This window comes from Spirosoma daeguense (assembly GCF_054776875.1).
The window spans coordinates 920,343-946,022 of record NZ_BAAHBF010000003.1; the positions used below are offsets into that span (position 1 = coordinate 920,343).

General features: G+C 44.7%; 18 protein-coding genes. 8 read left to right on the forward strand and 10 right to left on the reverse strand.

The genetic code is table 11. The features are described 5' to 3' along the window. Window positions 1-3: 3 nt before the first annotated feature. The gene (locus tag ACYVD4_RS12690) at window positions 4-4,089 is read left to right on the forward strand and encodes a non-ribosomal peptide synthetase (RefSeq protein WP_460946075.1); all 4,086 of its coding nucleotides are present in this window, start codon (window positions 4-6) and stop codon (window positions 4,087-4,089) included. Between the two features lie 73 nt (window positions 4,090-4,162). Here the strand turns inward: ACYVD4_RS12690 and ACYVD4_RS12695 are convergent, their stop codons facing one another. Next, on the reverse strand, window positions 4,163-5,602 hold the full coding sequence (locus tag ACYVD4_RS12695) for an MOP flippase family protein (RefSeq protein ID WP_460946077.1): 1,440 nt from the start codon (window positions 5,600-5,602) through the stop codon (window positions 4,163-4,165). Window positions 5,603-5,702: 100 nt separating this feature from the next. Then, window positions 5,703-6,701 carry a gliding motility-associated C-terminal domain-containing protein gene (locus ACYVD4_RS12700; RefSeq protein WP_460946079.1) on the reverse strand — a complete coding sequence of 333 codons (999 nt, stop codon included), beginning with the start codon at window positions 6,699-6,701 and terminating at the stop codon, window positions 5,703-5,705. A gap of 131 nt (window positions 6,702-6,832) precedes the next feature. Here ACYVD4_RS12700 and ACYVD4_RS12705 point away from each other — a divergent pair, with 131 nt between their 5' ends. From ACYVD4_RS12705 to ACYVD4_RS12715, 3 genes are all read left to right on the forward strand, one after another. Beyond that, the gene (locus ACYVD4_RS12705; RefSeq protein WP_460946081.1) at window positions 6,833-7,591 is read left to right on the forward strand and encodes a 4'-phosphopantetheinyl transferase family protein; all 759 of its coding nucleotides are present in this window, start codon (window positions 6,833-6,835) and stop codon (window positions 7,589-7,591) included. 101 nt (window positions 7,592-7,692) lie between these two features. After that, a complete protein-coding gene (locus ACYVD4_RS12710; protein WP_460946083.1) occupies window positions 7,693-8,646 on the forward strand; it encodes a hypothetical protein in 954 nt (317 codons plus the stop codon). Window positions 8,647-8,738: 92 nt separating this feature from the next. Continuing rightward, complete coding sequence (locus ACYVD4_RS12715) at window positions 8,739-9,377, forward strand: acyltransferase (protein ID WP_460946085.1); 639 nt, start codon at window positions 8,739-8,741, stop codon at window positions 9,375-9,377. Window positions 9,378-9,402: 25 nt separating this feature from the next. On the opposite strand, the gene ACYVD4_RS12720 is transcribed toward ACYVD4_RS12715, so the two are convergent. The 6 genes from ACYVD4_RS12720 to ACYVD4_RS12745 all read right to left on the reverse strand — a co-directional run bounded on the left by ACYVD4_RS12720 (window position 9,403) and on the right by ACYVD4_RS12745 (window position 16,632). After that, a complete protein-coding gene (locus ACYVD4_RS12720; protein WP_460946087.1) occupies window positions 9,403-10,581 on the reverse strand; it encodes a glycosyltransferase in 1,179 nt (392 codons plus the stop codon). A 48-nt stretch (window positions 10,582-10,629) separates the two neighbouring features. Further along, window positions 10,630-11,757, reverse strand: coding sequence for a glycosyltransferase family 4 protein (locus ACYVD4_RS12725; RefSeq protein WP_460946089.1), 1,128 nt, complete (start codon window positions 11,755-11,757; stop codon window positions 10,630-10,632). Further along, a complete protein-coding gene (locus ACYVD4_RS12730; RefSeq protein ID WP_460946090.1) occupies window positions 11,754-13,202 on the reverse strand; it encodes an O-antigen ligase family protein in 1,449 nt (482 codons plus the stop codon). Before ACYVD4_RS12730 ends, ACYVD4_RS12725 begins: the two co-directional genes overlap by 4 nt. A gap of 103 nt (window positions 13,203-13,305) precedes the next feature. Further along, a complete protein-coding gene (locus tag ACYVD4_RS12735) occupies window positions 13,306-14,532 on the reverse strand; it encodes a glycosyltransferase family 2 protein (protein WP_460946092.1) in 1,227 nt (408 codons plus the stop codon). A 19-nt stretch (window positions 14,533-14,551) separates the two neighbouring features. After that, a complete protein-coding gene (locus ACYVD4_RS12740; RefSeq protein ID WP_460946094.1) occupies window positions 14,552-15,481 on the reverse strand; it encodes a glycosyltransferase family 2 protein in 930 nt (309 codons plus the stop codon). Then, the gene (locus tag ACYVD4_RS12745; protein ID WP_460946096.1) at window positions 15,460-16,632 is read right to left on the reverse strand and encodes a sugar transferase; all 1,173 of its coding nucleotides are present in this window, start codon (window positions 16,630-16,632) and stop codon (window positions 15,460-15,462) included. Before ACYVD4_RS12745 ends, ACYVD4_RS12740 begins: the two co-directional genes overlap by 22 nt. Before the next feature lie 128 nt (window positions 16,633-16,760). Here ACYVD4_RS12745 and ACYVD4_RS12750 point away from each other — a divergent pair, with 128 nt between their 5' ends. Beyond that, complete coding sequence (locus ACYVD4_RS12750) at window positions 16,761-16,919, forward strand: hypothetical protein (protein ID WP_460946098.1); 159 nt, start codon at window positions 16,761-16,763, stop codon at window positions 16,917-16,919. Here the strand turns inward: ACYVD4_RS12750 and ACYVD4_RS12755 are convergent. Further along, window positions 16,895-17,407, reverse strand: coding sequence for a response regulator (locus tag ACYVD4_RS12755; protein WP_460946100.1), 513 nt, complete (start codon window positions 17,405-17,407; stop codon window positions 16,895-16,897). The genes ACYVD4_RS12750 and ACYVD4_RS12755 overlap by 25 nt on opposite strands. Window positions 17,408-18,260: 853 nt before the next feature. Between ACYVD4_RS12755 and ACYVD4_RS12760 the strand changes: the two genes are divergently transcribed. Beyond that, complete coding sequence (locus ACYVD4_RS12760; protein WP_460946102.1) at window positions 18,261-20,852, forward strand: hypothetical protein; 2,592 nt, start codon at window positions 18,261-18,263, stop codon at window positions 20,850-20,852. A 79-nt stretch (window positions 20,853-20,931) separates the two neighbouring features. Here ACYVD4_RS12760 and dprA read toward each other — a convergent pair whose 3' ends face one another. Further along, on the reverse strand, window positions 20,932-22,056 hold the full coding sequence (gene dprA, locus ACYVD4_RS12765; RefSeq protein ID WP_460946104.1) for a DNA-processing protein DprA: 1,125 nt from the start codon (window positions 22,054-22,056) through the stop codon (window positions 20,932-20,934). A 196-nt stretch (window positions 22,057-22,252) separates the two neighbouring features. Between dprA and ACYVD4_RS12770 the strand changes: the two genes are divergently transcribed. Next, window positions 22,253-23,743: a PhoX family protein gene (locus ACYVD4_RS12770; RefSeq protein WP_460946106.1), complete on the forward strand. Its 1,491-nt coding sequence runs from the start codon at window positions 22,253-22,255 to the stop codon at window positions 23,741-23,743. Window positions 23,744-23,821: 78 nt separating this feature from the next. Continuing rightward, on the forward strand, window positions 23,822-25,627 hold the full coding sequence (locus ACYVD4_RS12775; RefSeq protein WP_460946108.1) for a cytochrome-c peroxidase: 1,806 nt from the start codon (window positions 23,822-23,824) through the stop codon (window positions 25,625-25,627). The last annotated feature ends 53 nt before the right edge of the window (window positions 25,628-25,680 follow it).

Genomic DNA, 25,680 nt, shown 5'->3' on the forward strand with positions numbered 1-25,680 from the left:
CGGATGGTAAAAGATAGTACGGGCGTAAATCTTATAGCTGTTGATTTTGATCCCTTTGGTGGTCCTGAAATTGTGCGCCTGGCGGCATCGACTGAGCCACAAATTGAAATATGGACAACTTGTTTGTTTGGGGGCGATGATGCAAACCGAGGCTTTAACGAATCCGTTTCGCTGCGATTCAATGGCACATTAGACCGTCAGGCATTTGTCCGGGCCTGGCAATCTCTGCTACTTCGTCATGAAGCACTTCACTCGGCTTTTAGTGCCGATGGAAGGCAGATTTGTGTTTTCGAATCGCTTACTTCTGATCTAACTTATCTTGATTACTCGACAAAATCAGGTGCTGAGCAGGAAAAGCTTGTTCAGAAATACCTAACGGAAGATGCTCTTTTTCTATTCGATCTGGTAAATGGGCCTTTGATTCGGGGAGGCTTAATCAAACTGTCGGATTCAACGTATCATTTTACGCTGACCGGGCATCATATTGTTTGCGATGGCTGGTCGCTGGGGATTCTTTTGCAGGACTTGAGCAAACTCTATACCGCTTTTGTTCGGCAAATGACTCCCGACCTCCCAGATGCGCCTTTATATAGCCAGTATGCGGCTGAACAGCACGCATTTATTGGCAGTGAAGAATATCGGGACACTGAGAAATTCTGGCTTGAGCAGTATCAGGAATCGGTGCCCGTTCTTGATTTACCTACCGATTTTGCCCGACCAGCATTACGTACATACGACAGTCTCCGGAAAGATTATCCGCTTGAGGCTTCATTGGCACTGGCGGTAAAGCAGATGGGGTTAAAAGCAGGTTGTAGCTTTGTAACAACATTACTGGCCGCTTTTGAGGTGTTTTTGTATCGCCTGACGGGCCAGCAGGATATTGTGGTTGGATTGCCTACGTCTGGCCAGTCGGCCACGGGTTATTTAAATCTGGTGGGGCACTGCGTCAATCTATTACCGCTACGTAGCTTCCCACGGTCGGAACAGAGTTTTCTTCAATACCTTAAACAACGTAAAGAAGACGTATTGGATGCGTATGAGCATCAACGGCTGACATTCAGTACGTTACTTAATAAACTGGCTATTGCCCGCGACCCATCCCGAGTGCCACTTGTTCCAGTTATTTTTAACGTAGACATGGGACTGGACGATGGCGTTTATTTTGATGGGCTCACGTATTCGCTCATTAGCAATCCGCGTCAATTTAGTGCCGTTGATTTATTCGTTAATATTAGCGGAAGCGTACCTGCCAACGCATCGGGAGAGCCACTAGTGGTTGAGTGGGCCTACAATACGCATTTATTTAAGGAAGAGTCTATTGATCGGATGATGACCGAGTTCAAACATATTTTGAATGAACTGGTCATCAATCCCGCTGTGCTTGTTGAGCATATTCAGTTGACCGATCAGCGCGAACAGATACAGAAGTTAGCCGATTGGAATGCCACAGACGCTGACTATCCGAAAGATACCGCCTTGCCTGTGTTGTTAACGCAAACCGCAAAGCAGTATCCTGACAAAACCGCGCTGATTTTTACCGGAAATACACAACGGCCATCGCTAACGTATCGTGAGCTAAATGAACTGGCCAATCAGGTTGCCAATGCTATTCAGCAACAGGGGGTAGGAGCGGGTACAGAACGGCGCGTGGTTGGCGTTGTGCTCGACCGTTCGCCCGAAATGCTCATTACGTTACTGGCAGTCTTAAAAGCCGGTGCCGCCTACGTACCAATCGATCCGGAATACCCACACGACCGAATTGCGTTTATGTTAGCTGACTCATCGGCTAGCATGGTCGTTACGTCGGCCAAATACAATGCTGGCGGTGGTGCTACGTATCAGACAGGTAATCAGACCACTGTATTATTAATTGACGACGTACTACGTAACCTCGACAATTATTCGAAAGATGAACCTGCGTTGCCTGTTGCTCCCACTGATCTGGCGTATATTCTCTACACGTCCGGTTCAACGGGGCAGCCTAAAGGCGTACTGATTGAGCATCGGAATCTGGTGAATCTGTTATATGCCATGATTCCCTGGCCCGGTATCACCAAAGATGATGCTTTACTGGCCGTTACAACCATCTCGTTCGATATTGCTGGTCTGGAATTATACCTTCCGTTGCTGGTTGGTGCTACGTTGGTACTGGCTGATGCGGAAACAACCCGCGATGGACGGGCCTTGCTCGATATTTCGAAACAACAGGCTATTTCTATCATTCAGGCAACTCCGGCAACATATAAGATGATGCTGGCGGCTGGCTGGGAAGAGCCGTTACCGCTGAAGATTTTATGCTGTGGAGAGCCCATGTCGAAAGATTTGGCGCAGAAACTGACTGCCCGTTGCGATACGCTCTGGAACATGTATGGCCCAACCGAAACAACGATTTATTCGACGGGTAAACAGATTCTGGCGAGCGACGAAATCATTACTATTGGCCGTCCAATCCAAAACACGCAGGTTTATATCCTTGATGAACAGCTCAAACCTGTGCCGGAAGGGGTTGTCGGAGAAATCTATCTGGCGGGTGATGGCGTAGCACGAGGGTATCTGAATCGTCCTGAGCTGACAAAGGAAAAGTTTGTACCTAATCTATTCGATACGTCGAAAAAGACAAAAATGTATCGGACTGGCGACTTGGGTAAGTTTATGAGTAATGGCGAAATCCATTGTTTGGGACGTATCGATCAGCAGGTGAAAATCAGAGGGTATCGGGTTGAGCTTGGCGAAGTTGAACATGCGCTGGTTACACAGACGGGTATCAAAGATGCCGTTGTAATGGCTCGCGAAGATCGTCCTGGCGATCAGCGATTGGTGGCTTATCTGGTGACGGAGCCTTTTCTGAAGACCGACGCTTTTTTAGCACAGGTACCCGCCTGGCGAATAAAGCTTCAGGATTTGTTGCCGACCTACATGGTTCCGTCGGATTTTGTCAGTCTGGAGAAATTGCCGGTTACGCCCAATGGCAAAATCGACCGGAAAGCCCTGCCAAAACCAAGTTCATTTGCCGCCAACAAAGGTGTTAAAGCCGAACCGGTTACCGAGACGGAAAAGCTGATTGCACGTATTTGGGCAGAAGGACTGGGGTTAGATGAGGTTGGTATAGACAGTGATTTTTTTGAGTTGGGAGGGCATTCGATGATTGCCGTTCAGGTCATGACCCAGCTCGAAAAAGAAACAGGTCGGCGGTTACCGTTATCGACGTTGCTTACCTACCCAACTATTCGGAAACTGGCCCAATTGGTTCAAACCGAAGAGCCCCCAACTGCCTGGAAATCGTTGGTGCCGATTAAGCCGCAGGGAAGTAAAGTGCCCATTTATATTATTCATGGAATTGGACTTAATTTATTGAATTTCAGTAGTCTGGTTAATTATATGGACGCTGAGCAACCTATTTATGGCTTGCAGGCAAGAGGTTTGGATGGTGTTGAAGAACCGCTCGATAATATGGAAGCCATTGCGTCAACGTATCTGAGTGAAGTACTTGAACAAAACCCTGATGGACCATATGCCATAGCAGGTTATTCGTTCGGTGGATACGTAGCACTTGAAATGGCCCGTCAGTTAAAAGAAATGGGCAAGGAAGTGAAAATGTTGGCTATGTTCGACACCAACGCGCAGGAATCAGATAGTCGTCAGGATATGATTGGTTGGGTACGGAAAAAAATATTCCGACAGTTCCCTAAAATGCTATGGTTTGCAGAGTCATTGGTAAAACATCCAATATTGACAATTCGCTACCAACAGAACTACGTAGCGCGGCAGTTTCAAGCATTGTTGATGGCCACAGGTATTCAAAAACCGCCAGTAGTAGAAAAAGAATTTGATCAGTTAAATGCCATTATCGAAAAGCATGAGGTTGCGTTCTACAATTATAAAATGCGGCCTTACGACGGTATTGTCGATCTTTTCAAAGCGCAACTCCGGGTATATTTTGTTGATGATAGTAAGTTCTTAGGCTGGAAAAAATACGCACTACAAGGTGTACGAATTCATAGCGTTCCGGGCGATCATGAAATGATGTTGCTTCCTCCTAACGATAAAGCCTTCGCGCGTGCTTTACAAAAAGCACTGGACAATAGTTAGGGTTTTTTCTGTGACGTAGTGCTAATAAAAATCCCCGTAATTGTTCGTTACGGGGATTTTTATTAGCACTACGTTACAGAAACGATTCGCGGTAAGACTTAATTTGCGACAAGGGAAGTTTGTAAAGCAATGTCAGAATAGCATACGTAGCACCACCCAAGCACACCTCTGCTACCGTGTTCCATACACCCGTACTACCAAAAAACAGTTTGTATAGCGCAACGACACCAATCATTATAGCACAAAAAAGCAGCGGTTTGGCAAAGTTTTTCAGAAAAACGCCGATAAAATCACCAATCAATGAATGGGCTATGGCAAAATTGGCAACCATATTTAGAAAAGTAGACAACATAAATGCTATAGCAATACCTGTAACACCCCAATACGTACCAAAAATATACACCAAAGGAATCTTAACGACCAGCGTACCCAGATTCAAATAAAATAATAAGTTAGGTTTCCCTTTTGTAAAAGCCAAGGTGAATAGCGGATGGCTAAGACACGCGAAAACACTTATAAAGACAAAAATCTGGATCAGTTCAGTCGTTTTTTCCCAGCCCGGTCCGTAAATCAATGGCACTACGCTATCGGCAGTAATAAAAAGTCCGGCCAATAGGGGTAGATTACAATAGCTGAGAAAATCCAGAATTTTGAGATACGATTTCTTTAGTCCATCATTGTTATCCTTCATTTTAGCCAATATTGGGTAAGCTACCTGTAGAATAATTGGATTTAGTTTCGTGATCGGAAAAATGGCCAACTGGTAGGCAATTGTGTAATAACCGAGCATCTTCACGCCCAACATACCACCAATGAAGATATTGTCGGAGTTAAACTGGATAAAGCCCAGAATACCATCGCCCATGTTGTAAATACCAAACCGCAAATGTTCCTGAATAGCATTCAGCTTGAAGTAAAGCGCAGGTTTGAAAAGCGACCAGCCAAAGATGATTTGTAGAACCGATTTAATTGTTTGTGTCACCAACGTACCGATGATAAGCGATAACTCGTGAAATCCATTGTAGGCCAACGTAACGGTGGTAATTGTGCCAATAACACTCGCGCCAATTTCGATGCAGGCTACCGATTTAAACCGGAGTTCTTTTTCGAGCAGGTACATGTAAAGCTGCCCAAAATAACCGATCACAAAATAATAAGAAGAGATCTCGAGTACGTGAGCCAGCTTTGGTTCATGATAGAACGTAACAATTAGGGGACTACTTAGGTGAACCAGCGCATATAGAAAGACGCCAACCAGAATATTCAGAAAGTATAAAGTCGATAAAACGTTACGATTGCTTTCCTGCTTATAAATAATAGAGTTCGCAAACCCCATATTTGAAAAAAGCTGGAAAAACGAGATGATCAGATTACTGATGCTGACAATACCAAAATCAGCCGGATCGAGTACGCGGGCGAGTACGGCAACCTGTAAAAATTGAAATAAAGTCGAAATAACAGTAGACAGTGTTATCCACTTTCCACCGTCCATTGCTTTTTGGGTATTACTCATTTCGGTATGTTGTTGACGCCCCTTTTTTTCTGGTGCTTTATATGTAATGCCTAGCAATTTAGTATCGATTGATTCGTAGTTCTCAGCGTAAAAAGAGTAGTTAACGTATTAACTGGACGCGACCTCGCCGAACAAAATTTTGTTCGCCCTTAGTTGGATGCGCCGACTTATAACCTATAACCCAAGCATAATCGCCAGATGCGCAAGAATGGCCGTTAAATGTACCATCCCATTTATGCTCTGGCGCGTTGCTTACAAATAGTAGATTTCCCCATCGGTCGTATATTTTTAGGCTAAATGACGTAACATTCTGAAGAAAAATATCTAGATCATCATTCGTGCCATCATTGTTTGGAGTGAATGTGTCGGGCACATAAACTGGATCGGGCATACATGCACTGCACTGTCTGAGCTGAATATCGTCGATTGCCAGATCGTTTCCGCAACCGCCTTCCTGATTCAGAAGCTTGATCACAACACGCTGATCGGTTTCCGGAGCCGTAAAAACAGTTGAATACTGGTTCCAGATGGGCGTTGGTGTTTCGGCAATTGTTCCTAAATCAATTGATTTAAGAAGTTCTCCATTCTCTGTTTCGACGCGAATTGTGAGATTGGGTAACACTGAATTCTGGCAAACACCGGGTTTAATTAAATTGACCGCCCATAGTGATAATTCGTAACTTGAACCCGGACAAAGACCAGCAGCAATCGGTTGTTTGTAAAACTCGCCAGCCTCGAAAGCTCCATTTACAATCATAAGATTGCCGCCTACATCGCCGGGCGTATGATCTTCTGGTAAAGCATGCCAGAAGGAGCTAAAGCACGTACCGTCAACTGTATCTGAAATCGTATATTGCCCGTCTTCGGGGCATGCCGCTGCTACGTAGTCATAGGAGGTCAAACCTGTTAATGAAGGCGTCTGCTGCGTGGTGCCAAAAGATTGGTTAATGATTAAATCGCTGGATGGGGCATTGCATCGTTGGGCCAGAACCGAAAAGTGATTGCCTAGTAATAGGCAGACTGTCAGAGCGATAGCTACCCGCAAACTATCTGGCAACAGAAAATGGATCGTAAGAAATTTATGGGTAGTGCATCGCATGATTAGCATTTAGACGATTTAGACTTGTGAGGGTCACCGATGTAGAATTGGAATTGTCTAATTATCAATCATTTGCCTATCTGGTATATATTAAATTTATGTATTGTAATCGTTTGTAAATAAAAGAGTTGATGGAATTTTCAACCGTATCCTGTTCAACTGAAGAGAACGTTATATGGCAACCAATAACCGACTGTTTTTTTGATGATGACGTAGCTGTGTTTCGATTCTGTTTGCCTGACGCTACGTCTGATACGTTGCTGTGGGAGGGTTTTCTGGATACTGACGAACGTGGCCGGGCGAATCGTTTTCATCGCCAGGCCGACCGTTACCGATTTGTATTTGCCAGAGCTTTACTTCGATTATTGGCTGGGAAGCATATTAATCTGCCACCAGATGAGGTTCGCATTTCAGTTGGCAGATCGAAAAAACCCGAACTAAGTGGGCAAACGGGTTGGCACATAAACGTATCACACTCAGGGCAATGGGTAATGCTTGCCTTTGCCAAAGCGGAGGTAGGTGTTGATATAGAGGAAGTGAATTCAGATTTTAACTGGCGAGATGTTGCTGACTTTAGCTTTAGTCAACAGGAACAAAAAAGTTTGATAGAGAATGATGATACGTCTCAACAGTTTTACCGATTATGGACGCGAAAGGAAGCGTTACTGAAAGCAACGGGTAAAGGCGTTGATGAAGAGTTTTCTAAAGTTCCTGCGCTTGATGGGGTTCATTATGTCCATAGTGAGTTGTTAGGTATAGCTGGGAATTGGTTGGTAATAAGCTTTCCAACAGCGCGAGGCTATTTGTCGGCCTTGGCGGTTAATAAAGAATTAAAATTCCCAAAATTTTACACATTGGATAGTGGCTTCACTCGCAAATTTGAGTCATAACATTGATAAAATTTGATTACTTGTAGTATTTGTTTGTTTTCATAAGTTGAAAAGTAGTAAACTTATGATGACTCGATTCTTGAACTAGCCCAATTTTGGTTATGCAGCAGTTAATGCTGAAAGCTCTTTACGTTGTTGCTACGTTGAAATATCCCGGCCTTCGCCCTGATTTACGATATTTCATACGTGATAACTACTATTGCCGATTGAATCAGATTCAATTCTGGACGAAGGATTTTTTCTCAAAAAAACAGTATAAAGTTACTGATTTTCAGGGTGAATTTGATCAGGAGTTACGTTACGTTCTGCCGTTTGCATATTGGCATCATTTGAATGGTACGTTAGCAAAAACCATTTCTTGTGTAAACACAAAGCCGTTTTATTTCTTTAGCGAAAATCACGAAGAGAAATACGAAAAACGAATTTGGGAAAGAGGATATGGCTACTACGATGTGCCAAATATGACGCATAGCCCAACATTCAGCTTTACGAAATGGGCTCGTGTACCGTTAAAAAAACACTATAAAAATGACGTATTTGTTTATGATAAACCTATTCTGGTAATCGCCAACAAATACAATATTGAATGGGATAAACCGCCTGTTAACTTTCTGGATATTCCTTCGCTGGAACGGATTATATCGACGTATAAATCAACGTATCAGATTATCTATAACCGCCCTTTATCAAGCCAGATTGTGGTCGATAATAGCGAAATCATGGATCTGAATGAGCATAGCTGGTTGCGCGAAAATCATCCGGAAGTGCTGTTAATGAACGATTTGTATGATCAGCACAAGTCGAAGGCTAAGAATTTCAATCACTTGCAGTTGATGGTATACGCCAACTGTGATCGGTTTATTTCGATGCATGGCGGAACGGCGGCACTGGCTAGCTATTTTGAAGGCATGAATATTATCCTATCGCATCCGGGTGGAGGAATGGAGCACCACTTCAATGAATACGATACTATCTTCCCGGCTTTATCTGGCGCGAAAATTCTTCATGCCAGGAATAGAGAGGAAGTATTCAACTACCTGAATACGCATTATTAATAATACTGCGCTGGTTTGCATCGATTTCTGTAATTGATGCGTATAGATTTTACATCAACCACAGTTCACAAACTGATTGATACTGACAGAACATGTCGCTAAAAAAATACCTCGATGAGCGACCAGCAATCAAGCGGTTTGTTCATTGGATGCTGATTCCACCCCATCAGGCTCGCCCACGTCGTTGGGTGAACTGGTTTGTAAATCCGTTTATACATCAACGCCATCGTACGTCCATTGTTCGGTCAAGTGTTCGACTGGATGTGCTGCCTTTTAACCCCTTTAAGCTAGGGGTACGTAGCATTATCGATGACTTCAGCGTAGTGAATAATGGCGTAGGAAGCGTCGAGATCGGCGATAACACGTTAGTCGGTATTGGTGGTGTGGTGATTGGTCCGGTAACAATTGGCTCGAACGTAATACTGGCGCAACACGTAGTGCTGTCCGGTTTAAACCATGTTTACGAAGATGTTCGGATGCCTATTCGTGACCAGCCCGTAACCATGAACCGGATTATTGTTGAGGATGATTGCTGGATTGGTGCTAACGTAACGATTACGGCAGGCGTTACAATCGGTCGGCACGCCGTGGTAGCAGGAGGGAGTGTCGTTACACGTAATGTGTCTCCTTACACGATTGTAGGCGGAAATCCTGCGAAAGTGTTAAAATATTACGACGAACAGTCGGAACAATGGGTAAGCGCTAAAAAGCCTGTCGACTTACCTGTATAAAAATAAAGGCCTAAATCAGACCTTCTTACATTTTCTGGATTACGGCTTCAAATTCTTCTGCTCGCTTTCCCCAGGAATTCGCCTTAGCCATTTCGATACGTTCATTGATTCTGGCAGGGCTATTATCGGATAAGGCATGACGTAGCGCTTTCGCAAAATCAGTTGGATTGTCCGCTAGTTCAACAACGCCATCAAAATCATCGAGAATAGAGAATGGCGTTGACACAACTGATAAACCAGCCGCCAGATACTCATTGATTTTCAGGGGATAAATCGTATACGTATGCTCATTGCATACGAACGGAATGATGGCTGCCTGCATACGGGCCAGCAAAGCAGGTAATTCTGCCGGTTGATGTGGTGGAATAAATTCGACGTTTGAATAAGCGGACAGAACCTGTTTTAAGCTAACCGATTTTATCTCGCCAACGAACTGGAAAACCACGTCAGGCATTGTTCGTACGCAAAATTCGACCAGTTCCAGATCGATCCGATTGTCGGCAGTACCAAGGTAACCGACAACGGGTTTTGTAGGCGTTTCCTGTTTGGAAAGATGATAGGCCTGATTGAACAAGTCGAAATTTACTCCGTTTTTTACGCAATACGCATTCGGCTGCAACACAGACTTAGAGCGACGTAGCGCTTCCGACGTAGTAATAACAGCATCGACACGAGGCAGATAAAGCGATTCATAGCGATGCCCATGACGACTGATCCAACTGGCGGCTGTTATTTCATCGAAGCAGTAATAAACGGTAGCGCACTCGTTGAGTTTCCCCAGCATAGGTAAGCCAAAAACTGGATTGAAGGCGTTAATAATCAGCGGCCTTTTCATGTTCAACTGGCGCATCACCCGCCGAAGACCCCTCACCATCCGCCCGACGTTTTGGCGAAGTAGAGTATCATGCGGCTTATTCGGTAACCAGTTAACCGGAAGCATCAGCGGAGGAGCCCACACATAGGCCTCGTTACCACCTTCGAGCGTTTTTTTGACTAATGGGTTTGTCAGCCGTATTGGTGCCTTAATAGGTACAGGTTGACGACCTGCAATACCCATAGCCCAGTCTTTCAGAGTATATTGATAATCGACGTAAAGCACTCGGTGGCGCGCGGCTAATTCACTCATCAGTTGCACCACAGCTTTCTGATAATCACCCTCCCAGGTGGTCTGACCAACACAAATTATACTGTCGAAATCGTTCATGCAGAAAGTAAAACGTCAATTATAGACAGAAACTGATTCGCGCTGCAACTAGTGCAACGACTCTGTATATACGTCGAGTAAGTGGTTGGCTGTTGCATGCCACGAAAATAAATCGGCTCGTTTTAGTCCCTTCTCGCGTAAATCGGCACGTAGCGTTTCGTCGGTGAGGAGTTTTTGTAGCTGAGTTGCCATATCTTCTGGCGATGTCGGATCGGCCAATAGAGCTGCATCACCGGCTACTTCAGGCATCGACGACGTAGTAGAGGTTAAAACCGGAATGCCACAGGCCATCGCTTCAAGAATGGGTAAGCCAAAACTTTCACGTAGTGAGGGGCACAGAAAAACAGTGGCTGCATTATAAACCAGCGGCAATATGTTGTTCGGAATGTAGCCGCACAAAACAATGTCGTTGGCTAATGACTGACCACCAATTTCCGTCAGTAATTCATTGAGCGAGGCTGCCGGTAAATTAGAAATAACGATGGGTAGCGAAAGCTGGCCCCGTTGTTTAAGCAGTAAAAGTGATTTCAGGACACCTCCCACATTTTTTTTGGGATCAGTATTGCCCAGAAAAAAGATAAATTCGTCAGGAAGGTTGTATTGTTTACGAACGCTGGCCAGTTGTACTTCGTCATCGATTACCCGAAACTGTTTGCTAACGGCATTCCAGATGGCCACTACCTGAGCCGGATCGAGGTGCATATGGTCGATGATACGTTGACGCTCGAAATTAGATACTGTAATGATCCGTTGGCTGGTTTTAACAACTCGCGGTACGTTCCAGCGTCGATACTGATTACCAAATCGTTGGTACCAGCTTCCACGTAGCAAGGGTTGATTTTCCAGAAAAATAATATCATGAAGAGTCAGCACTACCGGAACCGAGCAACGTAACGGAGCGGTATTGGCCGTGCAGTGTAACAAATCGACACCATATTGTTTTACCGCCTTGGGTAATGCGTATTGTTCCCAAACGGGATATGGGCCGCCATCCAGCTCAACAACCTGAATATTTGCTACGTTTGGAATTCCATCTCGATTGGTGTCGGGTTTTACGAAAACCACAAATTCGTGTTCCGGAAAATCGACCAGAGCCCGAATGGTTTCCAGAGCCACAATATCCATTCCATGCCGATGAGGTCGTAGGAGTCGCTGTGCTTCAATGCCAATTCTCATGCCGCTTGCTTTTGGGTGTCCCAGCGTTCGCAGGTTGTAAACAAAATAGACGTAATAAAAAGCAGCGTACTGGTCGGAAACTGCCCTAATATTGGGTTCGTATAACTTACCACACAAATGCCTGCGAACTCAGCCAGAAGCGCAATCATCATAACAGAAATCCAGGGATCTTTCAGTTGCCAGACTTTATACGTTCCGAGTAGCATTATACTGGCCAGATAAATCAAATAGATAGTCAGTCCAACAATTCCCGTCTCAATCCATATCTGAACGTACCAGCTATCAGTAGGAATCTGAGACGCGAAATGGTTCGGTGAAAAACGCTGTCCCGCCCCCGATGATGTACCAATGCCGGCACCAAATGGCTTGTCTTTCAGGTAGTTGCGGAGTTTTTGTTGGTTATCCAAGCGAACCTGAAACGAAGCATCTTCGGTTGGTCGTAACGCAGTACGAATCCGAAAAATCTGGTAATTGGAATTACCAATATTGGTAAACATCAATATGGCCAGAAAGGGTATTACAACGGCAATTCCGCGCAAAATATGCACTGGGTTTCGTTTCAACACCAGATAAAATGGATACCCGGCGATAATAACGAAAAGGGCTCCCCGTGTACCAGAAAGGGCAAATCCCCAGAAAAGAATAGCCGCAAGTACAATATAAATGGCTTTGTTCAGCCAGGATTTCGTTTCGAAAAAGAAAATAATAGCAAGGAGTGTCACGCCAGCCATTTCGGAGCCAAACTGACCAGCGTCGGAATAAAACGAGAAGCTGCGAAGCTGTCCCCATAAAATATGTTGCCGATCAGCTCCTTCGGCAAGCCATCGGAGTTCGGCCGATTCGAGCCCGATGTACTGTTGTTTAAATCCCCATAGCGCACCAAAAAATGACCAGACAAGCCAAGTGCCACAGAACAGCCGAATATCTGATTTCGTTATTGGATTCACCAGCATGATAATCGCAATCACAAACCAGCTCAGCGAAAACGAACGAGCGTGATAAAACCAGGCTGTAGGGTGGGGGTGCTCTGGGTTGAAATATTCCAGAATGTTGAATGAAAACCAAACAATTATGAGCCAGAATATCGGTTCGCGGAGCCGTTTCCAGTTCATCCGTTTCCCGTTCAGGAACGTACTGAGTAGCGTCAATACCAGAATTCCATCGAGCGCCAGACCCGGCGACAGGCTAGGTGGCATAAACCGAGTGAAGCCGATGATAAAGCTAAGGTGAAGGTAAATGTACAGCCCGATGCGTGGCTCAATTAAAACGCCAATTACAACAATGAGTCCAACCGGTAACCCTACTGTGGCCAACGCGCCTAATATCCCCCAAGCCCCAATTAGCCAGCCAGCCAGTAAAGCCAATAGCACGCCCAGTACCGTAAAGAACCAAGGCTTATCGCGCCACTGTTCGGTAAAGGAAACGGGATGGTCTACCTGAAGCATAACAAACGTAACGAAATAGGTGACTTGAAGTTAATAAAATAAGAAATAGATAAATGCAGGTGATTGCTTTAATTTTAATTTGCCCAACCACTGGCTGTTATCATTAAGCGGCTCGTTTTGCTTTCTCCCAGACTCCCGACAGATTCCCGTTCCGGTATCGAACAAAACCTGCCAGAACGCACCAATTCATAAATACAAAGTAGAATGGAACAAAGGTAAGTTTAAAACGTGTTTGCCGATTTTCCAATACGTAGCCAACAAAGGCCGCAATGTAGAAAACGAGTTGCCCCATCATCAATGTCCACCAAAAGATAGACGTTAGAAAACTGTCTGGTTCGTTAGGCTGTGTAAGCATAATCAGATTGATTAGGAAGAGCAGGGGCAGGCAGAAAGGAGTAACGGCCCAACGTAGTACGCGGTGTGATACGTATTGAAAGCTAAGCCAGCCGTACTTTACTACATTTAGCAGGTAAGCCAGCCGATGTATCGATTGGAATCCTCCGGTAGCAATCCTGATTTTACGTTTCATTTCCTCGCTCACGGAATGAGAAGGACGCTCAAGCGCATACGCATCGGGTGCATAATCCACACGGTAACCCCGACCGGCGATACGTAGCGAAATCATAAAGTCATCCAGCAACGTATCGGTTTCAACCGGTTCATATAAGTTGGTACGTATCGCAAACAACTCACCGGCAGCGCCAACAATTGTGTGAAGTTGCGCATCCAGCTTTTTCAGAAATGACTCATAACGCCAGTAAAGTCCTTCGCCACTACCTGCGGCTGCTTCTGTTCCTTCCAGACTAATTCGCTTTTCGCCCGTTACGGCACCAATATCGGTTGGTTCAAATCGTTTCACAATTCGGCTAACCGCTTCCCGGTTCAACTGTGTATTCGCATCCGTAAAAACGGTAATAGGGGTTGAAACCTGCTGCATGGCACGGTTCATCGCCACTATTTTGCCCAATCGCTGAGTGCCCGAAATGATGGTTAGGTTTGGGATATCTCCCTGACGTTGCGCTAGATATGCGGCCGAATCGTCGGTAGAGCCTTCAATAACAAAAAGAAAATGAAGATGCTCAGAAGGGTAATCCTGATCCAAACAGTTTTGCAGTTTTGCTGGGAGGTAATCGCGCTCGTTATAGGCGGGCACAATCATTGTTACGTCGGGCGGTGTGGTTTGAAAAGTAGTACGGGTTGGAGTGCTGTCTCGTTTACCTCGTAGTTTAACCAGTATCCAGGCTACAAGACCATACCCCAGATAGGTATAGAAAACCATGAAGGCAAGGAGGAAAAAGGCCCACCCGGCCAGATGATAGAAAAGCGTCATTATAGAGGTGCTTAATAGACTAGACTGGCGATACACTGGTGGATCGGAGATTCCAGAGCGTACCTTGAATAAAGGCGTTGGCGTGTTTAAGTTTTCCTTTCACAAGATACGAAATCATGTGCTTGGGAAATACACATAAGGTGAAGAACGAATAAAAGGCTAACCGCTGAAAACGCGAGCAATGGCGTCGCATAAACAAAATCCGGTTACGTGTCAGATAATACGTTTTTAGGGTGCTATGTTGTCCAACCGATGCAGATTCTTTATGGAGAATAGATGCAGTTGGTTGATAATAAATCAGGTAGCCTGCATTTCGAATACGTTGCGACCAGTCGAGTTCTTCGTAATAGAGAAAAAAACGTTCGGCAAACCGCCCCACTTTTTCCACCACCGACCGACGTATCATCATGGCGCAACCATGCGCAAAGTACGTCTGATGGGGCTGGTCATACTGTCCTTCGTCGTGCTGATTATAGCCAATTGCGGTTGCCGTGCCGGTAAGCATATTCATTGCATTATAACCCGCGAACTGCAATACTTCAGGACTATCGAAAAACTTGATCTTAGGGCACGTAACGCCAATTTGCTCATTATCGGCGAACGGTTTCAGAAGCTCATCAAGCAGAGTGGGAGGTACTTCTGTATCGTTATTTACAATAAAAAAGTATTCGCCCCGAGCCTCGCTCATCCCCAGATTGTTACCACCAGTAAACCCCAGATTGGTTTCACTACGTAGCAACCGGACATGTTCATACTGGCTTAAATCGATACGGGTGCTAAGCGCTTCCGTAGAGGCATTATCAACAATAATAATCTCGTAGCTCGGATACGACAATTGCTTTGTCGATTCTAGAAACTGACGGGTTATTTCAGCCTGATTATAATTTATCGTAATTATAGATACCAGACCCGGAATCCCGCTGCGGCTTATACGTTCTCCTTTTGCCATAAGCTGAAAAGCGTTCGCCACATTATATAGATATCCGTCTTGAATGAGAACGTATTGGCATATTCAATGTCGAGGAATGTCCGTTCCCGATCCGACATGGCCGTTTGTCCTTTTGCCCGTTTTTTCACCTGCCATAAGCCCGTAAGTCCGGCCGGGCCAGCAAAACGGCGGGCAAATTCATCCGACGTAAGTTTCTCGGCTTCATAAAGTGGTAAAGGTCTGTTCCCAACCAGCGACATGTCGCCCAGTAAAATATTCAGTAATTGCGGTAGTTCATCGATGCTGCTATTCCGTAAAAATGTACCCAAACGAGTGATACGTGGGTCATTTCTGAATTTCATGAACTTTGCCGACTTTTCATTGTCTAATAAATATTGTTTCTCACAGATGGGCTGTTCTTTATCAAAAAGCAGACTCTGGCAGGATACACCCTGAGCCCGACAGGCGCTGCATAAAAATTCGTTAGTTTGATGAATTGGAGCTACCTTTTCTTCGGTGGCATAGATATTATGTGATGCCATATTGCTAATAAGCTTATCGGCAGAGGCACTCATTGTCCGGAACTTATACATATTAAATACGTAGTAGTTGGCACCGGCTCGCTTCGATTTATAAAATACAGGGCCTCTTGAATCCAGCTTGATTAAAATAGCAACAAGCAGTAATACTGGTGATAGAATAAGTAGAATTAGGAAGGAAACAAGAATATCGATTGTCCGCTTCCACCAGGGTAGGCGAAAACGGTTGACCGTATAGATATAATTGTTGGCTCCATAAGCCTGCATTCGATTGGTCAACTTTAAATAGTAACTTATCTTCGATTGTATTGCGTAATTATCTTCGTTAATAACCAGCATATCTGTAACTCCATCCATGATTGTCGTTTTGGGTATTTGGGTTTCTTTAGAACGACAGGTAATCAAAATTGGAGTGAGTCCATAATCGACATTCCTCCTTACCATCGTTACTATATGATGTTCGTTGCGTTTGTCAGCAATCACTAAACTTATTCTTGGACTTTCGACAAACCAGGCTTCAGCTTCCGCTGAGTTGCTAAACCGCATTACTGAACAGGCCGTACCGACCAGGGTAGAAATTCGGTTTGCAATTAATTCATCTTCGACCACCAGTAAAACACATAACCCAGGCATTGTCATGTTAGAATTGTAGTTGCCGATACGCTCGTTGGAACTACGTATTACGTCGATACTGATTGTTGATGCTTAACTAAGCAGTTATTGATAGGCTGCGTCAACGTATACTGCCTAGCTAAACACCAATGACTTACAAATTCCTGTTATTCAGGAAAGCCAGCCGGGAGCATCCGGCATTTACTTACCTGAATCAGGACGATAGTATCCGGGTAACTGTTGGTAAAATCGTGTTAGATATGGAAACAACTAACTCAGAATACTATGCGCTTTGCGAGAGCGAATAGTCGCCTAAGAGCATCGAAAGAATACGTGAACGTTGTTGCCAAAGCGGTTTATTAACCGATTTCGTTTGCAGAGAAATGGGTTGCTTTTGGCTACCCTCTTCTGAAGATGTAGCTGTCCGACGTAGTAATGCGTTCAACTTGGCCTTTACTTCCAGCGGGTTGAATGGTTTCGATATAAAATCATCGACACCCTGCTCAAGACATTCGATACGAGTACTACTGTCGGGAGCATTGGACAGAATAACAACCGGAAGATGGTTTAGTAAACGACTCGTGCGGATAAGTTTGGTTAATTCAATACCTGTGAAAAAAGGTAAATTAAGTTCGGTGAGTACGCAATCAAATCGATTTCCCTGAATTAATAATCGGGCTGCTTCCTGGCCTGTAGTTGCTACTGTAATACTAAAATCTTTTCGTAGGTTTTGCGCAAGGATGTCAACCACGTAGGGATTTTCATCCACTATGAGTAGGTTGTGTTTGGTATTCATGATGCCTGTTTAAAATCATTTATGGGTTAGATTCTGAAATTTTAGACTATGGCATCAATACTAGGTTACAGTTGGCCTAAAAAAAACGTATAGATTGATAGATGATATTTCTTTGATTTGTAGTGTTGATGATTAGATTATTTGTTAGTTAATCTTATTTTAATTCTTTTTAAGTTATTGATAATTAGGTGTTTATCTGGAATTTTTGAGGGGTTGATTCATTTTTGTCAAAAAAACGTAGTGCCAGAGGGGTGTAACTAGGTAAAATGCAAAATTGATTAAGCGGTAGGTAGATAAAATGGGTATTTGAAGGGGGGAGAATTTCAAAATGGATTTAAAACTTGGCGCAAACCTGTCCTTTTTATCCTTGAATAGATTCAACAAATGAAACTATTTATGTGATATTATATTAGCTTTCGTGTAGACTATATTTTTAATAAAAACCATTATTGGTAACTATAAAAAGGGCGTTTTTTCGTTTTGGGAACTGATTTTGCAAACTTTGAGGAGTGACATTATAGTGAAATACATAAAAAAAATGGTACTTTGTCTAGGTGATTTTTTTTATAAATCGCTGCTTGTCATTTTAAAATAATGACAACAGAATGGAGGTAAGTGTAAAATCAATTAGTTATAGAGACTAACAGATTTTTGAGTAAATCTCGGAAAAGTACAGAAAATGCATCTTCTGTCAAGCTCAGTCATATCAGGTTAACCTACTGGCAATACGGTATTAACGAAGTTTTCCAATAGGTTAAATTGGATGTTGATTCCGCCTTTTTAACAATCCTTCACTTAGTCTATCCGTTTCAGCACAAAGCCGTATCTTTGGGCACGCTGTTATTAACTTTCTATGAACCAACCAACCTTTTTTCAGCGCCTGCGCCCGCATTTGTTTGCTGTGTTGGGGCTTTTTATTCTAGCTGTTGTTTATTTTTTACCTGTGCTGTCGGGAAAAACCCTATCGATGCACGACGTACAGGAAGCCATGGCTGCAGCCCGTGAAATTCGGGAAATTGCCCAGGAATCAGGAGAAAAACCTCTTTGGACAGATGCCGTTTTTAGTGGCATGCCAGGTTATATGATTGACTTCCATTACCCATATATTCTGGTCTACAAAGCTGTTATGGGTGTGGTAAACATATTGCCAAATACCGCCAGTATTATGTTTGTGGTTATGCTGAGCATGTACGTACTCTTAGTCGTACTCGGTTGCAATTCCTGGCTTTCAGCACTTGGCGCTTTTGCTTATGCCTTCGGTACATTTAGTGTGGTTAGTCTTGAAGCAGGCCACGTTTCCAAAATTTTTGCTCTTGGTTATGGGGCTGGTCTGCTGGCTGGCGTTATTCTCGCTCTGCGAGGGCGATATTGGTTAGGAGCGGCTCTAACCGGTTTCTTTTTATGCATGGAACTAGGGGCCAATCATATCCAAATTACTTATTACCTGTTTATGGCGGCCGGTTTATACGTATTGATTGAAGCTGTAACGTTGATACGTGCAGGTAAAGGCCGACAATTGGCATTAGGCCTTACTACGTTGCTAGTGGCGGGAGCATTGGCAGCCGGAAGTTTCGGCAAACGACTTCTGGTACTGAATCAATACACAAAGGAATCGATCCGGGGTAAATCGGAGTTGACCGCTAAAACAACAAACCCCGATGGTAAAACACCAAGTAGCGAATCGAAAGGCGGATTGGATAAGGACTATGCGTTTTTATATAGCTATGGCAAAGCGGAAACATTGACCTTATTAATCCCTAACGTATATGGAGGAGGGTCAATAGGAGGACTGGGTACTGATTCCGAATTCTACAAAGCATTGGTAAATCGAGGTATCGACCCTGGCGCAGCGAAACAATTTGCCGAAATGGGGGCACCAACGTATTGGGGTGATCAGCCAATTCTGGGTGGACCTGCCTATGCTGGAGCTGCACTTTTGTTCCTGTTCGTGCTGGGACTTTTCGTAATTCGAGGGTCAATACGTTGGTGGCTTTTAGGGGCTGCCGTGTTGATGATTATGCTTGCATGGGGCAAAAACTTCATGTTCTTTAATGAGCTTTTGTTCGATTACCTCCCTTATCTAAATAAGTTTAGAGCCATGACAATGGCACTCTGTCTGGCGCAGCTATTTCTAGCGGCTGGGGCTGTCATGGGAATTCAGGCTATTGTCGATCAGAAGCTAACGTTTAGCCAATTACGGCAACCGCTGCTTATTAGCCTTGCCGCAACGGCAGGCGTTGCGTTAGTGCTGGCAATTATGGGAAGTGCATTTCTGTCATTCCAGAAACCGGGCGATGTTGATATTCTGGCTCGTTCGGGCCTTGGTGAAGCGGCTAAAGATTTTGTTGCACCGCTTATCAGTGACCGGCAGAGCATTATGCGGGCGGATGCTTTCCGGTCAATAATATTGATTCTGCTGACGGCAGGAGCGCTTTATTTGTTTGTTACGAATAAAATCAAATCACTGGTTTTTTACCCGGTTGTGTTTGCGATTGTGGTGTTCGATTTGTTTGCTGTTGATAAACGTTTTCTGAATAACGCTGATTTTGTTCCTAAGTCGCAGGTGACGACCATTTTTGAACCGACTCCAGCCGACGACCAGATTCGTCAGGATAAATCACTTGGGTATAGGGTATTCGATCAGACGGGGTCATTTATGGAGAGCAACCGCGCTTCCTATTTTCACCGCTCCATTGGCGGATATAACACAACACGCTTGCGCCGTTACAATGAGCTGGTTACCAATGCCTTCTCAAGTAATACATTGAATATTCTGAATATGCTGAATGCAAAATATGTGCTTCAGCCTGGACAGCCTGACCCGAATAATCCGCAACAGGAAGCGGGGCCAGTGGTTATTCCAAATCCCGAAGCATTAGGAGTTGCCTGGTTTGTCAGTTCGATTCAGCAGGTTGCTGATGCTGATGCAGAAATGGCGGCTATGAAAACCTTAAATCCGCGCGATTCGGTAGTGGTCGATAAACGGTATGCGGCTGACTTGGGAAACTTGCCTGCTCAACTCGATCATACGGGCAGTACAATTCGCATGACCAGTTACCGCCCCGATAAGCTTATTTATGAAGCTAATGCAACTAAAGATGGGCTGGCTGTTTTTTCTGAAATTTACTACCGTGGTCATGAAGATTGGCAAGCGTTCATCGATGGCAAACCGGCTCCGCACCTGCGTGCCAACTACGTATTGCGGGCGCTACGTATACCCGCAGGTAAACACACTGTCGAGTTCCGCTTCGATCCGCCTTTAGCCCGAACAGGCGATGTCATTGACTTGGTTTGCAACGTATTGTTGATTGCGTTGATAGGGTTCGTATTTTTCCGGGAAGGACGTAGCAGAAATACACAACCTGTAGTTGAAACAGAACCTATTGTTCCACTTGTGCCGGAAGATGTGAAACCATCGAAATCTACCAAAGTGAAAACACGATAGGAGAAGAACGTAGCAATTCTATGTAACAGTAAAAGCCGGTGCTCAAACAGACACCGGCTTTTTTTGCATATTGTAATTGTTAAACATAAACCACCGCATATTTTTTTCCGGGCAATGAACGTACAAATCCACGAAATTCCAGATTGAGCAGGAGGGAGGCCAAACGGCCCATTGGAATCTGACTTTTCCAGCTTAAATCATCAATATGAAGATCCGTAATCTGACGTAGTAGCGATAAAATCTGAGTTTCCTCATCCGTGATATCTGTTGGAAGAACAAATATTCCAGACGGTTGATTTTTAGCGGTTGCTGTGTTTTTTTCGGAACTATCCCAATTAAGTGCTTCAACAATATCGCCCGGTTTTGTGTAAATATGGGCTTTGTTTTCCCGAATAAGTTTGTTGCAACCAGCCGAAAAAGCCTGCGTCAATTGACCCGGAACGGCAAATACGTCGCGGTGATAATTATTGGCGTACTCGGCTGTGATTAATGCACCACCTTTGGCCGCTGCTTCAACCACAATCACTACGTCGCTTAAGCCTGCAATAATTCGATTTCGAGCTGGGAACAGATGGGCGTCGGGTTTTGTACCGGGTGGACTCTCAGTTAGCAAACCTCCCTGAATGAGCATATCCTGCGCTGTTTTCTGATGAACGTTTGGATAAACAATATCTAAGCCACTGGCCATTATCCCAATCGTAGGTAAGTTGTTCATTAAACTGGCTCTATGCGCAGCAATGTCTATACCATAGGCCAGACCACTAATGATGGTTACGTTGAACGGCACAAGTGCTTCAATAATTTCATTGGTAATACGTCGACCATATTCAGTGGCTTGTCGGGTACCAACTACTCCCAGTGAACGAGTCATATTCAGGTCGCTGGAGCCGCGAAAATATAGAAGCGCTGGTGCATCGTATAAGGTTTTTAGCCGACTAGGATAGGTCTTCTCGGTATAGAAAAGTGAACGGGCACCTAGTTTATCGAGTTGTATGCCAATACGTTCTGCATCGACTAACGTAGCGGCTTTAAGAATAGATCGGGCTGTTACCTCTCCAATTCCCGGAATTTTCAGCAATCGGGATAAAGGTGATTTAAACACATCTGTAGCGGAGCCACAATAACTGATTAGTTGACGAACGAGAATACTACCAACACCGGGAACGAGCGTCAGCGCAATTTGATGGTGAGAATCGGTAGACACAAAAGTATGTTTAGAGACGAAAGGCTAATCAATTAAGTAAAAAATAGACGACAAATAGTATAATAGGTTACATGCTAATTACAGTATAATCAGTATATCGCTATCGCTTCTTATTAGTCTGTTAACGTAGCGGTCATATTCAGGTAATGGGTAAGCGGTTGTTTTGCAGAATAAATACCGCTACTAACTGAAAATTATGATTATCCGTGAAAACCTTTACGTTGCCAGTGCTCTAACCGCACTACTGGCACTAGCATCTTGTAATGACCAGACAAATCCTACTGTTGGTCAAACTGATGTTGTGCTGAAGGCACATTCAACAAATCCGTCTCTGGTTAAAGCGCTCGATGGCTTCAGTAATCTGGAAATTATGCCCCTGATTAGTTCTGACGATAAGCTCGAACAGTCGCCGAATTTTGTGTATGGTGGGCAACCCGACGGTGCTGGGCTGATGAAAAATCCGACGGGCGATGGTTATGTCTTTATTACCAACCATGAGTTCATGCGTTCGGTATCGCGCGTAACGCTCGATAAAACGTTTAAGCCCGTAAAAGGAGAATACGTAGTAGATTATGACGGCGGTACGTGGCGACTTTGTTCTGCTACGTTGGCTACGCCCGAAGAACATGGCTTTGGTCCGGTTTTTCTGACAGCGGGCGAAAGTGGAGCCGAATCGATGGTGCACGCCATCAACCCAACGGGTGCCGCCGAAAAAAAGAATAAGGATCGGGTACTTCCTGCTTTAGGGAAAGCATCGATGGAAAATGCCGTGCCGCTTCCTAAAGATGCCTTCCCCGGCAAGTCGGTTATTATCATTGGCGAAGACGATAGTAATGGACAACTACTAGCTTATGTATCGAATACAGTAGGCGATCTCTCGAATGGCAAACTTTATTTCCTACGAGCGAAGAGTCAGGACCCGGTTGAAACAAACATGAAAGTAGGACAAACCTACGACGTAGAGTTTGTTGAAGTAGACAATGCGAAAGCCTCAACGGGAGCACAAATTGCCGATCAGTCGGTAACCAAAAAAGCCATTCAATTTGCCCGGGTTGAAGACATTGATTATCGTAAAGGCGGCAATGGCCGAGGGCGCGAATTGTATTTCACAGCTACTGGCGTAAGTCAGGCCGATAAAAAAACGCCTGTTGCTGGAAAAACCATGTGGGGCCGGGTTTATAAGCTGGTTCTCGATGCCAGCAATCCGCTGGTGGGCAAACTGACGCCTGTTATCGACGGTGAGGTGAATCCGGGTAATTCAATCGTAAATCCTGATAATCTTTGTGTTACCGACAACTACGTTTACATTCAGGAAGACGGTGACTCGTTTTATCTCGACAATAAACACGACGGACGTATCTGGCAATACAACATGGCAACGGGCGAAAATAAGGCCATGCTGGAGCTGAACCACCGTCGTACTGAAGCTACGTTCAATTCAAAATACAACACAACCAATACGCAACTGCTGAGTTCGTGGGAGTATGGCGCAATGCTCGACATCTCGGATATTGTGGGCGTTCCGAATACGTTCATGGTCAATCTACATCCGCATACCTGGCGCGATATGAAATACAGCAACGCCGACGGTAGTGATGTGTCGAAAGCGGTGAGTATTACCGACGGTAACACCGGTTCGTTTGCCGAAGGTGGCCAGACTGTCATTGTGCGAGGTATCGCTCGCTAATCTTTTCCAGCTTACAATCCTCCCAGCTTCACAGACGATTTCTTTCGTTTGTGAAGCTGGGTATTGCTTTATTTTGCTATGACACAGCACCCTGTTCGTTTATTTCTTTTTATCCTAATAACCACGGGTTTACTGGTCGGATTGGTCAGTATGATCAGTCGGCTAAATCAACCTGTTTTGTTGCCGGTCGAACAGAATAAACAGCAATTTCACCACAATGTAAGTCAGCTTATCGAAGAGGTTGATAAGCTAGTGGTTTTGGCAAGTACCAGCTCGTCTACCGATTCGTTACAACGGACGTTTGTGTCCTGTCGACTGGCTTATAAGCGTATCGAACCAATGGCCGAGTACTTTTTTTCGGCTACTACACGGCTTGTCAACGGGCCACCATTGCCCGAAATAGAAGTGGAAGAAACGAAACAGTTTCAACCCGAAGGATTGCAGGTGATCGAAGAATATCTGTACCCCACCTTCGACAAAACCCAACGGTCGGCTCTGGTCGATGAAGTGCGTCGATTGAGCCATGAACTAAAACGGTATCATACGCTTTGGGAAGCAACCGAACTAACCGATGCGCATGTATTTGATGCTCTCCGACTAGCGATTTTTCGTGTGTTGTCGCTCGGAATTAGTGGCTTCGATACGCCACTTTGCCAGAACGCTATGCCCGAAGCGGCTGAAGTGCTGACCTCGATATGTAGTTATCTAATGCCCTATGAAACTACCGAACCCGAATCGGCAGCGCTGGTAAAACTGCTACGTGAAGCCGAAACGTATCTGAAAAAAAACGCAGCTTTCGATACGTTCGACCGGGCTTTTTTTATCATAAACTACGCTAACCCAATTTCGGCTGGTTTGCTAACGTATCAAAAACGGCTTGGTATTCAGGTATTTGATGAGAAGCGGCCGTTGCGTTCTGACGCCGAAACGCTCTTTGCCGCCAACGTGTTCGATCCGGATGCCTATGCGTCGACGGTAGATGCTCGGATGAATAAGGCGAAAATCGAACTTGGTAAACGACTTTTCAATGATCCGATTCTGTCAAGTAATGGAGCACGTTCGTGTGCTGGATGCCATCAGGCCGATAAAGCGTTTACCGACGGAATGCCCAGAAATGTAACCCTGAACGGACAGAAATCCATTGGACGTAACACGCCCACTTTACTCAACGTAGCACTTCAGGCTGGTCATTTTTATGATTTACGTAGTGCCTCGTTAGAAGACCAGTCGTTCGATGTGATTCATAATACCGATGAGATGCATGGTTCGCTGGCAAATGCGGCCAAAAAAATACAGCAAAATGATGACTACGTAGCACTCGTTAAAAAAGCGTTTCCACTCTATGAAGGAACTGTAGAACCAATTCATCTTCAGAATGCACTGGCAGCTTACGAACGCACATTAGTTTCGCTTGACTCTCGTTTCGATAAGTATATGCGGGGTAAAAAAACAGCGTTGTCGGCCGAAGAGATTCATGGTTTCAACCTGTTTATGGGGAAGGCTAAATGCGGTATTTGCCATTTTGTGCCGCTGTTCAATGGAACCGTACCGCCAAACTACCGGGATACCGAATCAGAAGTAATCGGTACGCCCGCTACATCTGTTGGGCAACGTATTGACCCGGATATGGGGCGTTACGTTCACACAAAACTCGACGTATTGAAATATGCGTTCAAGACGCCGACGATACGTAACATTGCTTATACCGCACCATACATGCACAATGGCGTATACGCTACGTTAGAACAGGTGGTCGATTTTTACGATAAAGGCGGTGGAAACGGCTTAGGTTTCGGCCTCGACAATCAGACGCTTCCTGAAGATAAACTGAATCTCTCCGCCGTTGAAAAAAAAGCGTTGGTTGCATTCATGAAAGCGTTGTAAATGCGGTTTTGATTCAGGGAAGTGACACGAAACAGTCACTTCCCTGAATTCCA